Origin of the sequence: Paenibacillus lautus NBRC 15380 (genome assembly GCF_004000945.1) — a bacterium.
GTDB classification, from domain to species: Bacteria; Bacillota; Bacilli; order Paenibacillales; family Paenibacillaceae; genus Paenibacillus_AQ; species Paenibacillus_AQ lautus.
Window position 1 is genome coordinate 545,731 of record NZ_BIMF01000002.1, and the last position, 14,360, is coordinate 560,090.

The window sequence follows — 14,360 nt, forward strand, 5'->3', positions numbered from 1 at the left end:
ATCTACAAATCGAGCGGACACTAGGTCCGTTATTTCCATCAAAACAGCTCATTTCGCAACTCGAACGGACACTAGATCCGTTATTTTAGTTAGCATAGGGCGAAAATCACACTTTTACGGCGAATAACGTATCTCATGTCCGCTAAACAAGTTAATTTCATCTTTTTTAACTAAATAACGGATGCTCAGTCCGTTAACAAAACAAATACAATACAACGCAACGCAATGTAATGCAATGCAAAACAATATAAAACAACGCAATGCAGATGCACCTCCAGTGCCATGCAAATGCACTACAGGGCTACCATCTCGTACGATCTCATCATTCCAACTCAACTCGACTGGCATTACTCACGATCCGTTTTACAGCCCCGATAATCCATTCCATCTCCACATATTGGTTGTTCGGCGCATTGTATTCGACGCCCCAATAGCCCTTGTATCCGCCTGCGAGCAGGCTTCGTACCTTCTCCTCCGCATCGGGATGAACCGCTGTTTTCGCGTCAAAATGAGTATGTACCGTCCATGGGGCAACCATCGCATCCCCTTCAGCCTCATCGGCCTTCCATCTGCCAAGATGAAGCAGAAAACCAAAAGCCGGATGATGGACTTCCTCTGCAAGCCGTTTCATTTCGCGTGGAAGCAGCGACGCGCCCATATGATTTTCCGGACCAATGGTATAACCGCCATCCGCTGCACGATCCACCTTTACTAATCTGTATTCCATAACTCCGCTCCTTATCCCCTTTTGAATTAGGCTCATTATATAGGTTGGAAGAAGCGTGGGCAAAGGGATTTATCATCTATAATAAAAAATCACGCATCGTGTCCTAGCTAAGATAGAATCAGGCTAACCCCCAGATACCCCGCTGTTCCCCACATAATCAACGCTGATATTCGGTTCAACGTAGACAACATTTTCCCTGATGCATCCATCCTTCCCGCTGCCCTGCCCGCTATTCCTAGACCCAAGAACCACAGCCATGAAACTGCGATGCATACGACGGCAAAGGTCACTTTGTCCATCCCTGTATATTGAAGAGAGCTTGTGCCAATGACCCCCATCGTGTCCAGGACGGCATGCGGATTTAACAAAGATACGGACGTGGCAAAAACAATTTGCCTCTTCGGCGTAAACGAACGAGCCTCTTCCTGCGCTTGACCCGAAGGTTTGCTCTTCCAGGTCACCATTCCCATATAGACCAGGAAACAGATCCCCAGTGAAAAGAGCACCGTTCGGATCCACTCGTATTCCAGTACAACAACGGATACCCCCAGAATCGCTAGTGAGATCAGCAGCGTATCACAGAGCGATGCCGTAATCATGGCGGGCAGTGCCTTGACGAAGCGGGATTGTACCGCTCCCTGATTAAATACAAACACGTTCTGGACGCCCAAAGGAAGAATAAGGCCAAAAGCCAGGATGAAGCCATGAAGTAAGACACTGATCATATGAAACCAAACCTCCAACGAATATTTCCACCATTGTAAAGGAGGATGTCAGTTGCGTCTCCAACCAATTGGTTGGCGCTTGAACCAACCAATGAGGTATACTGAGGCATATTCCTACATGAAAGCGGGTTTACTTATACTTATGGCTGAAGAATGGAAATTAAATAAGTACTCCGATGTGCCGCTTCATCAGCAAATTTATGATGATATCAAGCGCAGAATCATGAACGGGGAATGGCCGGTCGGAACCCGAATTCCCACGCAGCGTGATCTGGCTGCCAAATTTCAAGTTAACCGCAGCACCATTGTGTATGCAATCGGGGAGCTCGCCGCAGACGGTTTAATCGAATCCCGCGTGGGGCAAGGCACCGTGATTATCAACAATACCTGGAGTTTACTCGCTGCCACGCCTCCGCCTGATTGGAATCAATATGTGAAATCCGGCTCCTATCAGCCCAACATCCAGATGATCCAGCAAATCAATCGCGCGGAAACCGATTCGGGCATGATCCGTCTCGGAACAGGCGAGCTCTCGCCCGATCTCCTCCCGACCGACCAAATGCGGGAGACGTTTAACGGCAGGATGTACAGCCGTTTCACCTTGGGTTACTCGGAACCGAAAGGGAGCCTATACTTAAGAGAAATCATCAGTGAGCATCTGAAAAAGAAAGGGGTTATAGCCTCCCCTGCTTCCATACTCATCGTCTCGGGCGGGCTGCAAGGCTTACAGCTGATCTCATTGGGACTGCTGCATCACGGCTCCTCCATTTTGGTGGAGAATCCCTCTTACCTGAACTCGATCCATGTGTTTCAATCTGCCGGCATGCATTTGCACGGCATCCCTATGGATGAGAGCGGGATCCGAACGGAAGCCATCGGAAGACTCAAGCGCCAACACAGGGCTGCCCTGCTGTATACCATCCCTGCCTTTCATAACCCAACCGGCACCCTGATGTCTTCTGACAGGCGAGCAGAGCTGCTTCGGATATGCGCTCAGGAAAGGCTGCCACTAATCGAGGATGACGTGTACGGGGATTTATGGTTCGATTCCCCCTCGCCACCTCCGCTGAAAGCTTCGGATAAACAAGGTCTGGTGCTCTATATGGGCAGCATGTCCAAGACCCTGGGTCCCGGACTGCGTATCGGATGGATCGTCGGGCCTGAGCCGGTCATCGACCGGCTGTCCGACATCAAAATGCAAACCGATTACGGCTCCAGCTCACTTTCCCAGCATGCCGTCGCCGAATGGCTCTCCAGCGGGTTATATGAGATACATCTCGATCATATCCGGGCAGAGCTTATGAGACGCCGAGACTTTACCCTATCGTTACTGGAGCAATATTTCCACGATATCGCACACTGGAATGTTCCTCAAGGCGGTTTTTATATCTGGCTTTGCATCAAGAACCCTCTCTCCATTCGCCCTTTATTTGAGCAGGCGCTGAAGGAGAGCATTCTGCTTAATCCGGGAAATATTTATGATCGTAACGACCAGCAGCATCTGCGCCTATCCTATGCTTACGCCTCGTACGATCAGCTGGAGAGCGGGCTTATCCGGCTTGCGGAGCTTATCCGCCTCCATGCGTTGTCATGAAAAAAAGGGCTCTCCCGAGGACTTTGATCCACAGGGAAGGCCCTTGCCTTATGTCAGTATACCCGCTCCATATCGCAAATCTATACCTTTCACCTACACATGACGCCGTTCCATCAGATTAATGCCTATGCCCATGCACAACACCCCGATGAGCAGCAATTTGGAAATCGGGATCCAGAGATCCGCGATTCCATAACTGTACACGGCTATTCCCGTCAATGCTTTCATGGCATGGGTCAGCGGAATGACTTCCGCGATGCCAAGCAGAATCGGATTCGTGATCGTTCCCGGCGGCATATATACCCCGCTGATGAGCGGCAGGATCGGAATGATGGACGGAAACAGCGTCCCAAATTGCTCGGGCGACTGCAATATGCCAACAAAGAGCATGGATAAAGCGACGATGGTCAGTATATAGATCACAGTGACTAGCAGCAGCAAGCCGTATTGGTCGCCTAGGTCGAAGCCGAAACCATACCGAAAGATGAGCAGCACGATGATGATCTGCAAGACGCCAATCAAAGAGCTGTAAAGCAGGTGACCCATATACATCTCTGTTTTCCGGACAGGAGACAGTATCAGCCGATTCCAAACGCCGGAGGTTTTATCCTTCGTAATCGTGTTCACCTTGAAACCAACAGTAAACATGACTAAGAATAACGAAAATCCGAACAGCAGCTGAAGTCCCATATCATGAGAAACGAGTTCTCCCCCGCCCTGCGACTCGGATTGGAGACGCATGGGTGGTTTCTCCATATAAGCATGTACGTGCTCGCGAAATTCAGCTTCATCTTGCACGTTCGCCGCTGCGGCCCGAAGCTGCAGCTCTCGTTCATAAACCGTACGGAGATGCTGATCAGCTAACTGGGCGTATGGGTTATCCATTGCGGCTATGATGCGATAATCGTCAGAGACCAGCTTCACGGCGAGATCTGCGCGTCCCTCGCGCACTTTCTTTCTTGCCGTCTGTTCATCCTCAATTCGAAATTCGAACGTATCGTTTTGATTCAGCCATTCGATCCACTTGGCTTCGGACTCATCAACCGCCCCGTCTGCCGTGAAGATGTCAATCTTGATCTTGCTGTCAGCCTTCCCTCCGAACATAAGCGTGGCCAATATGCTCAGACCGATGAACAAGATGATCATCCATGGATTTCGCTTTTCTTTCATCCATTGCGATATTAAAATGGGAGCCATCAGATCCGCCCCCTTCTTGGAAAGATCCATAAACTCGCAGCTAGAATAACGATGAAGAACACCCCTTGGTACAGAATCGGCAGCCATAGCTCTTGAAACGGACTGCCCTGTATCCACTGAATCATGGACATCAAGGCCAAGCCGTTGGGGGTTACGCTGCCGATGCTTATTAGCCAATCCGGCAAAATATAGATCGGCACCAGATTCCCTCCGATGACGCCGAGCACAAGAAGCAGTATGAATGATATGCCAGTTGCGACATCCGTGTCCTTCATTCGGAAGAGCATAGCCGTATATAGCGCAGATAACGCTGCAACCGTTAGACACATCATGAAGATAATGAAGGTCAAACCGATCCAGAAGCTCAGGGATATCCCCGGAAAAAGCTGAAACAGAAAGTGCGAGACGATCAGCAGGACCGCAGATTGCAGCAGAGACATGCAGAAGGTCGACCCAACCTTACCGGACATATAGCGAAATGGATGGGTCCCGGCAAGAAGGAGACGCATAAACACCATCTCTCGCTTTTCCGTGATCGATTTGGACGCCGTTGTTGTGGAAACGGACAGTGCAAAGAATATACTGACCGCCAGTGCGTAATATTGGAACGAGGTGATCATGTCCACACCTTCAATTTGTTCCAATCCGCCGACAGGGCTGTTCACCAGCGCAAGCTCGCCCTCACCCTTCCTTTCCTGTCCTTCCATTCCGCTGTCCAGCGCAGCTTGATAATTAACGGCACCCAAAAATCCATCCAGCATATTTTGCAGAACATTCACTTTCATTGAATTCTCAAGCGCAGTCAAAGTCAGCACCGCACCGTCCCCCTCATGCAGGAGCAGCTTGTTAAGCGCAGCCAGCGTATACCCTTCGGGGATCGTAATAACGGCCTCCACTTGCTCTTCCTCCAGCTGTGCAAGCGCAGTCTGGTCATCCAAAGCAGCAACTTGAAGAAATTCCTCCACTTCATCGTCGCCGAACATATTCATTAATAAGGCTTCCGGTTGGAAATTCGCAGCTGCTTCACTCAGTTCGTTCTTCTCTTCCGTACTGATCGACAAACTCTTTAGGCTTTCCTGAAAGGCATGAACTCCCTCTTCATGCCGATCCTTCACGACTAACGCAACTCTCATCTCAAGGGATTCATTCGAATTCTCTACCCAATTCGGCAAGGCAAATCCAAGAATCAGGATTAGCACTAATGGCATAAACAAAGCAATCAGCATCTCTTTCCGGTCTCGCCAATAGACGAGAAAGTCTTTCTTGAAAAATACGCCCAAGCGGCTGTCCCTCCCCTCAATCCCGAAGCTTGCGGCCGGTCAAATGAAGAAATACATCCTCGAGACTTGGCGACTGGATATGAATATTCTGAATCTGCACCTCATGGCGTTCGGCAGCCTGCACAATACCGGACAGAATGTAACTGTTCTTCATGACAATGAGCTTCAGGCCATGATCCGTCTCCTCAACCTGCCTGACGCTTTCTAAGGAGCGAAGCTCCTCGGCCAGCTCCGGATTCGGGCGACTCAGCTGAATGATCAGCGTATCCTCACCGGATAAGATGTGCTGCAGCTCCTCCTTGGTACCCGACGCGATAATCCGCCCATGATCCATGATGTACATCCGGCTGCACAGCTGCTCCACCTCTTCCATGTAATGGCTTGTGTACAGTACCGTTGTCCCTTTGTCCCGGTTTAAGCGCCGGACCGTTTCAAGAATATGATTGCGGGATTGCGGATCAATGCCCACGGTCGGTTCATCCATGATGACGATTTGCGGATCGTGCAGCAGAGCAGCTGCAATATTGATCCTTCTCTTCATGCCTCCGGAATAGGTTCTAATTAACTCCTTCTGGCGATCCCGAAGGCCGACCGTCTCAAGCAGCTCCTGAATTTTGATCTCCAATTCCTTTCCGTTCAATCCATATACGCGCCCGAAAAATTTAAGGTTTTCATACGAGGTCAATTCCTCATACAAGGCAATTTCCTGAGGCACTACGCCTAATACGGTGCGAATGTCCTGCGGATGCTTGAGCACGCTTTTGCCGTTCAGGCGTACATCGCCGCCCGTCGGTTTCAGCAAGGATGATATCATAGAGATTGTTGTCGATTTCCCGGCGCCGTTCGGACCGATCAATCCGACGGATTCTCCCCGGTCCAGATACAGGCTGACTTCCTCCACAGCAGTCTTGCCCTTAAACACTTTTCGAAGTTCTACGGTTTCCAGCATCATGTCCCCCCATTCTCGATATGAAACCTAACCTGCCTAGTTGCCCTTCGTTCATATCGTCATCCACTGCTACAAGTGTATATGCAAAAAGGCAGTGCCATCACTGCCCTCGGTCATTGCTTTGATTCAGAACCATGACTTCAGTCATGTTAGATTCGGATTTAACGGGTTATCGCCTTTTCTCGCGAATCAAACCACATTGTGCCGTATAGCATAAATCGCCAGCTGCGTCCGGTCTCTTAGATCAAGTTTGTCCATAATCTGGCTGACGTGATTCTTGACCGTTCCGATCGACAAACCCAGCTCGTCTGCGATTTCGCGGTTGCTGCGCCCTTCCCCTACCAGACGTATGATGGACAGCTCCCGCGGGGTAATCGAAGCATCAACGACGGGTGCTTTCTTCTCTTCCAGCAGTTTGGGGATCACCTTGGCCGCTACATCCTCCTGGAGCGACAATCCGCCGCTCAAGCAGCTTCGAATCGAGCGGATCAGGGCCTCCGGCTCCGCCTCCTTCAGCATATACCCGCTTGCCCCGCTCTTTAGCGCCTCGACCGCATACTGATCGTCATTAAACGTTGTCAGCATCAGCACTTTTGTCTTCGGCCATCGTGAACGTATGATGCGAGCAGCTTCCAATCCGTTCATCTCCGGCATTCGGATATCGAGCACAACGACATCAAAGATATGGTTTTCGCATAATACTACAGCCTCTTTGCCGTTGCCAGCTTCACCGGCAACCAGCATATCCGAATCGCTTTCGATCATCATCTTCAGACCTTGACGAACCATGGCCTGATCCTCTGCCAATAATAAACGTATCAGCGGACTCCCTCCTCTATTATCTTGGACATGAATAACGTTCCGCGAACGATAAATTGATTGTCGTACTGGGAGATTTGAAGCTCGCCTCCAGCCTCTTCCATTCGCTCTCGCATCGCTTTTAAACCATAGCCCTCCCGGTATGTATCGCGTTTCCGGTGATACGGATTGCTTACCTCAAAACGGAATATGCCGCCTCCCGGCGCTTCAAAAATGATATGCACTTCTCGCGTACTCCCATGCTTCATCGCATTGGTCATGGCTTCCTGAACCGCACGGTATACCGCAATGGAGTGGATATTGTTTAAAGGCACGGTAAGCGCTCCATGCCGCGCCGTTAGCGTTACGCGCATAAAACTCTCGGATTCCAAGCGCCGGAGAAGTCCAATGATCGCGGGCAATCCGCTGGTCTCCTGCTGCTTCATGGATTTCACCGCATTCCTGGACTCCTCCAGACTTTCCTTGGCAAGGGCTTTGAGCCCCTTCAGAACCTCGGCGGTTTCCCCGTCTGCCTGCATCCGGTGCATCTCAAGCTGCATGAGCAGTGCCGTTAATTTATGCCCGACGGAGTCATGGATATCGCGACCGACCTGAGCCCGCTCCTCCTGCCTCGCGTGCTGCTCATCCGTTATAAGACGACGTTTCATGTTACGGTATTCACTGAGCAGCGTTTCATTTCGAACCGCCGACTCTTCATAACGGGACCAGATGGTGCGAAACAGGGTAAGAGCCATCGCGAGAATAACAGAGTAAAGCGCGAGAAACAGCCATGGTAATCCGGAGTATCCTAACAAGCCGGGTGCAATGGCACCGGCGGTCAGCACTAAACCTATGCAGGCGGCATGAATGGCGGAGAGCCGATACACGGCTTTTCCCGCAAGAATGGAATAAACCAGCAGAATGTACGGGTCAGATGCACTCGTAGTGGTCGGCCATAAGGAGATCACGGAACATAATGATGCAATGAGCAGTGTGACAAATAGCATTGCAGGCTTGGCGCGGTATAACGGCAATAAAAAAAAGCCTGTGAAGAAAATGGCGCTGCTTCCCAATCTCCAAGGCAATTGATCCGGATTAACATGCTGGAGTACTGGAATGAAGGCGCATAGCCAGCTTAAAAGAAGAAATAAAAACCATATCCAGAACGACCGACATGCTCTCCTCTCTTTCCTATCAAGAGTTTCACAATTTCCAATAAAAGATGCCGTTCCAAATTGTGGTTATATCATATCACAAGCCTATTCGATACTTTTGGGGAAATAAGTAAACTGGAAATAAAAAATCGCTTCGATATTATTGTGAAAAAATATACATACAGGCCTAAACCCTTATCATTACTGGGATTTATTCGACAAGCTCAGAGGGCAATCACAGCGAAAAACAGGTCCGAAATTGTGACGAAACTGGTAACTCTCGTGAAAGTTTGAACAATGTATGAACTGCCCCAAAACCGCGCCACTACAATGATTTCGCTCACAACCTCCCCCTTTTGTAACAATTTGAACACATAAAATTACATACATTGACACGAATATGGATTTATCTGTTAATTATACAAGTTTATGTGTTTTGCAAAGCCGACCGGAACTTTCTACTATAGATGTGTCAGTAACATTGAATCGAACGAACGTTTCAAGGAAAGGGGTACATCATGAACAAAAGAGGGCCGTTATTTGCATTGTTTTTAGGCTTTACCTTGCTCTTATCGGGATGCAGCTCGCTCACGGTATTAGATCCGAAAGGACCGGCTGCCAGAACCCTATCCGATACAATCATATTCTCCATTCTCATGATGGTCGGAATTCTAGCGGTAGTTTACGCGCTCTATATCTACATGCTCACCAAATACCGAGCCAAGAAATCCAACGAGGGTTACGAACCGCCTCATGAAGAGGGTAACAAATGGCTGGAGATTCTGTGGACTGCCATTCCGATCCTGATCGTCGCCGTGCTATCGGTCGTAACCGTCAAAACGACGGTGGCCGTCGAGAACGTGCCGGAAGGTTATGAGAACCAAGAGCCTTTGGTCATTTACGCTTCCTCTTCGAACTGGAAATGGCACTTCAGCTATCCGGAAGAAGGAATTGAGACTGTCAATTACGTCAACATTCCAACCAATCGTCCGATCGAGTTCAGACTGTATTCATTCGGTCCGATCACAAGCTTCTGGATCCCTCAGCTTCACGGGCAGAAGTACGCGATGAGCGACATGATCACCAAGCTGAACATGGTGGCCGACGTACCGGGTTCCATGATGGGCCGTAACGCAAACTTCAACGGCGAAGGCTTTGCCCATATGGAGTTCGAAGCTCTTGCCATGACCTCTGCCGAGTACGATGAGTGGGTTAAAGATGTAAAGGACACCGCGCCTGAACTGAAGGAAGATGAGTTCAAGAAGCTTCTGGACACCGCGCATGTCGGACGAATGACCTTCTCCAACACGCATCTGGAATTCAGCCCGCCGCCATCCGAAGACCATCACCATGGCGGTGATGTCAACGGCAATGAGGAGCATCAGGACCATAAAGACGTCCACCCGGATCCTGCAACAACGGAAGAAACGGAATTTGACAGCGAAACGAACGTGGATCCAAACGAACCGCTGCCGAACTTCCCGGCTGAAGAAAGCCCAAATCATCAACATGAAGGACATTAAATCGGTGAGTGAATCATTGTTCGCCCGATCTACTTCATACATCCAGAAAGGAGCTAGGCCTTTATGAAATGGGACGAATTTTTCGTTACCGGTGATCCGTTAATTTACGGCGCCATGGTGAGTATCGTGCTCGTCTCGCTCGCAATCCTCTTCGGTTTGACCTATTACAAGAAGTGGGGATATATGTGGCGGGAATGGCTGACAACCGTGGATCACAAAAGAATTGGGGTCATGTACATCATCTGTGCATTGATCATGCTGTTCCGCGGGGGCGTCGACGCGATCATGATGCGCGCGCAGACCGCCGCACCGGAGATGAAGTTTCTGACCGGTCAGCATTATAATGAAGTATTCACGACTCACGGGGTCATCATGATCCTCTTTATGGCCATGCCGTTTATCTTCGGTCTGATGAACGTCATCATTCCGCTTCAGATCGGAGCCCGTGACGTAGCTTTCCCTAAACTGAACGCAATCAGCTTCTGGCTGTTCTTCGCCGGGGCCATGCTGTTCAACATTTCCTTCGTTATCGGAGGTTCGCCGGATGCAGGCTGGTCCGCTTACTTCCCGCTGGCCAGTATCGAATTCAGTCCGACGGTCGGCAACAACTACTACTCTCTATCGCTACAGATTTCAGGGATTGGTACCTTGCTGACAGGCCTTAACTTTATCGTAACGATCCTGAAGATGCGCGCGCCGGGCATGACCCTGATGCGCATGCCGATGTTCACATGGTCTGTATTGATTACTTGTGTCATCATTATCTTTGCTTTCCCTGTACTTACGATTGCGCTCCTGCTTATGATGTTCGACCGCATCTTTGGTTCGCAATTCTTCACGATGGCCAACGGCGGCATGGATATGCTATGGGCCAACCTGTTCTGGGTATGGGGACACCCTGAGGTATACATTGTCATTCTACCGGCTTTCGGTATTTTCAGTGAGATTATCTCGGCCTTCTCCAAAAAGAACTTGTACGGTTACAGCTCCATGGTATTGAGTATGGCGATTATTTCCGGCTTGTCCTTCCTGGTATGGGCCCACCATTTCTATACCATGGGTCAAGGAGCCATGGTCAACGGTTTCTTCTCCATCACAACGATGGCGATTGCCGTACCGACCGGGATCAAAATATTCAACTGGCTTTTCACCCTTCGCAAGGGTCGAATCAGCTTTACGACGCCGATGCTCTACTCGCTTGCCTTTATTCCGATCTTCACGATCGGCGGAGTAACCGGCGTCATGCTGGCGATGGCCAGTGCGGACTATCAATATCATAATACGATGTTCCTGGTTGCCCACTTCCACTATGTGCTCATTCCAGGCGCCGTATTCGCCGTCATTGCCGGTTTCCATTACTGGTTCCCTAAAGTGTTCGGCTTCCGTCTGAACGAAAAGCTTGGCAAAATCGCATTCTGGTTCATTGCCATCTCATTTAACGTAACGTTCTTCCCGATGTTCTTCCTGGGACTGATGGGGATGACCCGTCGTACGTACACCTATTCGGCTGAAACCGGCTTTGGCCCGCTGAATATGCTGTCGATGGTCGGCGCCGTCGGCCTGGCGATCGGATTCATCATTCTGGTATACAACATCTACTGGAGTACACGTTACGAGCCGCGCGACAAAACAGGAGATCCATGGGATGCACGCGCACTGGAATGGTCTACGCCAAGTCCGGTTCCTGTATACAACTTTGCAGTAACGCCGAAAGTCAAAGGCCGAGACGCCTACTGGTTCTCGAAGAAAAACAACGAGCCGCTTTCAGATGAGAAAATTACGAAAATTCACATGCCAAGCAACACCGGAAAGCCGTTTATACTGGGTATCGCCTTCTTCTTCCTTGGCTTCTTCCTGGTATTCAGCTGGTGGATTCCCTCCATCGTTGCCGGTATCGCGGTATTGATCATTATGGCAACCATGTCCTTTGACCGTGATCACGGGTACTACATTCCGGTTGAAGAGATTGTTCAAACCGAACAGAAACTGCGGGGTGATACGGTATGAAAATAGATGCCACTCAGCCGCTGGAATATGGAACAGAGGAAAACCGTAATCGTATATTCGGCTTCTGGCTGTTCCTCGGAGCTGAAATTGCGCTCTTTGCTACCTTGTTTACCGTCTACTTCGTTCTCGTGAACCGCTTTGCCAGCGGTCCGAGCGGAGCGGAAATCTTTGAAATTACGCCGGTCCTGCTTGAGACGTTCCTGCTCTTAACGAGCAGCTTCACGATCGGTTTGGCTGTTCATGCGATGCGTCTGGGACTGAAAAAGCAGACGATGATCTTTATGGTCATCACCCTGCTGCTGGGTGCGGGATTCCTTGGGATCGAGATCTTCGAATTCTTCACCTATGTGCATGAAGGAGTAACGCTCTCAACGAGCGCCTTCTCCTCCAGCTTGTTCACATTGCTTGGCACGCACGGAGCTCACGTTACCTTCGGTCTCCTGTGGGGAACTGCCATTCTGATTCAACTTAAAAAGCATGGACTGGATCATTCCACAGCCAACAAGTCCTTTATCTTCTCGCTTTACTGGCATTTCCTGGACGTTGTGTGGATCTTCATCTTCAGCTTTGTATACTTGAAAGGACTGATGTGACATGATAAAACAGCTGTTTCCAATTAAGCATGTAGCGGGTTATATATCGTCTCTCGTCCTTTCAGCGGTTGCGCTAGTCGTTCTGCTGGATATGCCGGCAGCTTCGAAATTGGCCGTTCTGCTGGTTACCGCGATCCTGCAGGCAGCCGTTCAGCTCATGCTGTTCATGCACGTTGGGGAAAGTGATGACAAAAAGTCCGTTTACATCAACATTGCCTTCGCTTTGTTTGTCGGCCTTGTCACGATCTTCGGAACGCTGTTCATCTTCGTATGGGGCTGGTACGCTTAAGACCCGCGAATCTTTGTGAACTTGTAACGTAACGATGAACGTCCGCATCCCGATAATTTCATCCAATATCAAAGAGGGTGTTCCAAAAGATCTTAGATCTGGCGGGAGCCCTCTTTTTCTGTTATGCGACGCTACGTGTACGAATCGTTCCTCCCAGTCATCCTTCAGACAAACAAAAAGAAAACCGTTTCTCCGTAGAATGGAAGTGCGACCCACCATTTAAAAAGGAACGGTTTTTTTGTATATTCAATATCCAGCTTCATCTGCCCATACAATATGAGGATCATTTAGTCATGACCAGACTCCATATCCAAAATTTCATCAATCTCACTCTGGAGCTTCGTGGTCAAGGTCTGTTCGTCTCCAATGATCCAGGCATGATTATAAGGAGCTTCCAGCGGGGACGTGCCGCTCTCACGCCGTATCGATTCAACATACTTTGTAATGGAACGTGGCACCCCGTCGCGCTCCGTAAACAATAAAGGTGCACGCTTACCCATATGGGACAAAGGGGCAGCTGCAATGGACAATACGGGCGAATCTGGTGTCGAGAATGAGAGGCTGTATCCCGGCGATTGAACGCCCCAACCAAAGCCTGTTGCGGGATCATTGAACTGTGCAAAATGAATGGCATTCTCGAATGGGTCATCCCCGGATATTCGCGTTACCTTCCCATATTGCCGCAGCTCGTCCTCTACGGCCCGGGATACCACCTTTTCCGGGCCGATAATATAAATATTCGCTTTTCCTTTTCGCTTAAGAAGCGCCTGTGCCGTCTCTTCAGGCACATTCCTCTCGCGGACATACAGCATCGTTTCCGGCATATGCGCAATCCAGCTCACCGCAGGGAGCGTATAGTCCGGACGCTCCATCGATCCGACAATAACCGAGGTGGGTACAGATCCGGATACCTTAGCGGCGTATTCATCGATAGCGGCTGCAGCTTCTTCAGGTTCCCCGGCAGCAATGTGATCGGTCTTATATTCAAGTCCGTTCAGCTCCTTCATCACCCTGTCCGAGATCGGGCCGACGGTGATAATCTCAATGCCCTTGTTATGCTCCGATCCCCTTGGCTTCAACCGTCTAAGCTCTTCCAGCGTCTCCTTGGGAATCCCCTCTTCTTCCACAAACAGCAGAGGTCCCTCGCTAAGCTGCGTCAGATCGACGCTCACAGCCGCTATGGACCATTGAGCCGAATCCACCAGAATCACCGTCTGCGGACGACTATGCTCATTCGTGGACTGCCACAGCGTCTTGGAGGTCAGCACGGCCGCACTTACAGGATCGGATGTATTCAATCGGATGGTGTTCTTCGTAGCAGACCAAGGTACAGGAACATCCTTCAGCAGCTCTTTGCTGTGAACAGCCGAGGGAATGGAGGGCTCGGAATGACTTTGAGTCTGACTCCATGCGAGAATGCCTGCCGTTAACAGGGCAAGAGCCCAGCCGGCGATCATTTTTTTCACCGTAAATTCCTCCTGTCTCACAATAAAGGTCTCTAGGATAGATCTCTTCCACCCTTGA

The 14,360-nt window shown here is 49.9% G+C and carries 13 protein-coding genes; 5 read left to right on the forward strand and 8 right to left on the reverse strand.

All coding sequences use genetic code 11. The features are described from left to right. Positions 1–322 precede the first annotated feature (322 nt). Entirely contained in the window at positions 323–727 is a 405-nt protein-coding gene (locus PLA01S_RS05835; protein WP_246059356.1) for an IolE/MocC family protein, read from the reverse strand. A gap of 107 nt (positions 728–834) precedes the next feature. Continuing rightward, positions 835–1,452, reverse strand: a complete 618-nt coding sequence (locus PLA01S_RS05840; protein WP_127590679.1) for a LysE/ArgO family amino acid transporter — start codon at positions 1,450–1,452, stop codon at positions 835–837. A 142-nt stretch (positions 1,453–1,594) separates the two neighbouring features. On the opposite strand from PLA01S_RS05840, the gene PLA01S_RS05845 reads away from it, so the two are divergent. Then, on the forward strand, positions 1,595–3,046 hold the full coding sequence (locus tag PLA01S_RS05845; RefSeq protein ID WP_127590681.1) for an aminotransferase-like domain-containing protein: 1,452 nt from the start codon (positions 1,595–1,597) through the stop codon (positions 3,044–3,046). Between the two features lie 93 nt (positions 3,047–3,139). On the opposite strand, the gene PLA01S_RS05850 is transcribed toward PLA01S_RS05845, so the two are convergent. The 5 genes from PLA01S_RS05850 to PLA01S_RS05870 all read right to left on the reverse strand — a co-directional run bounded on the left by PLA01S_RS05850 (position 3,140) and on the right by PLA01S_RS05870 (position 8,304). Beyond that, entirely contained in the window at positions 3,140–4,216 is a 1,077-nt protein-coding gene (locus PLA01S_RS05850; RefSeq protein WP_164817323.1) for an ABC transporter permease, read from the reverse strand. A 26-nt stretch (positions 4,217–4,242) separates the two neighbouring features. Next, a complete protein-coding gene (locus PLA01S_RS05855) occupies positions 4,243–5,523 on the reverse strand; it encodes an ABC transporter permease (RefSeq protein WP_127590685.1) in 1,281 nt (426 codons plus the stop codon). A gap of 16 nt (positions 5,524–5,539) precedes the next feature. After that, on the reverse strand, positions 5,540–6,472 hold the full coding sequence (locus PLA01S_RS05860) for an ABC transporter ATP-binding protein (RefSeq protein ID WP_127591086.1): 933 nt from the start codon (positions 6,470–6,472) through the stop codon (positions 5,540–5,542). A 189-nt stretch (positions 6,473–6,661) separates the two neighbouring features. Next, positions 6,662–7,294, reverse strand: coding sequence for a response regulator (locus PLA01S_RS05865; protein WP_127590687.1), 633 nt, complete (start codon positions 7,292–7,294; stop codon positions 6,662–6,664). Next, on the reverse strand, positions 7,291–8,304 hold the full coding sequence (locus PLA01S_RS05870; RefSeq protein WP_246059357.1) for a histidine kinase: 1,014 nt from the start codon (positions 8,302–8,304) through the stop codon (positions 7,291–7,293). The genes PLA01S_RS05865 and PLA01S_RS05870 overlap by 4 nt, the downstream gene beginning before the upstream one ends. 638 nt (positions 8,305–8,942) lie before the next feature. Here PLA01S_RS05870 and qoxA point away from each other — a divergent pair. From qoxA to qoxD, 4 genes are all read left to right on the forward strand, one after another. Beyond that, on the forward strand, positions 8,943–9,947 hold the full coding sequence (gene qoxA / locus PLA01S_RS05875; RefSeq protein ID WP_100536575.1) for a cytochrome aa3 quinol oxidase subunit II: 1,005 nt from the start codon (positions 8,943–8,945) through the stop codon (positions 9,945–9,947). A gap of 63 nt (positions 9,948–10,010) precedes the next feature. Then, positions 10,011–11,954, forward strand: coding sequence for a cytochrome aa3 quinol oxidase subunit I (gene qoxB, locus PLA01S_RS05880; RefSeq protein ID WP_127590691.1), 1,944 nt, complete (start codon positions 10,011–10,013; stop codon positions 11,952–11,954). Continuing rightward, positions 11,951–12,547: a cytochrome aa3 quinol oxidase subunit III gene (gene qoxC / locus PLA01S_RS05885; protein WP_100536573.1), complete on the forward strand. Its 597-nt coding sequence runs from the start codon at positions 11,951–11,953 to the stop codon at positions 12,545–12,547. The genes qoxB and qoxC overlap by 4 nt, the downstream gene beginning before the upstream one ends. 1 nt (position 12,548) lies before the next feature. Next, entirely contained in the window at positions 12,549–12,836 is a 288-nt protein-coding gene (gene qoxD, locus PLA01S_RS05890; RefSeq protein ID WP_127590693.1) for a cytochrome aa3 quinol oxidase subunit IV, read from the forward strand. A gap of 287 nt (positions 12,837–13,123) precedes the next feature. On the opposite strand, the gene PLA01S_RS05895 is transcribed toward qoxD, so the two are convergent. Continuing rightward, the gene (locus tag PLA01S_RS05895) at positions 13,124–14,293 is read right to left on the reverse strand and encodes a cell wall-binding repeat-containing protein (protein ID WP_246059371.1); all 1,170 of its coding nucleotides are present in this window, start codon (positions 14,291–14,293) and stop codon (positions 13,124–13,126) included. Between the last annotated feature and the right edge of the window lie 67 nt (positions 14,294–14,360).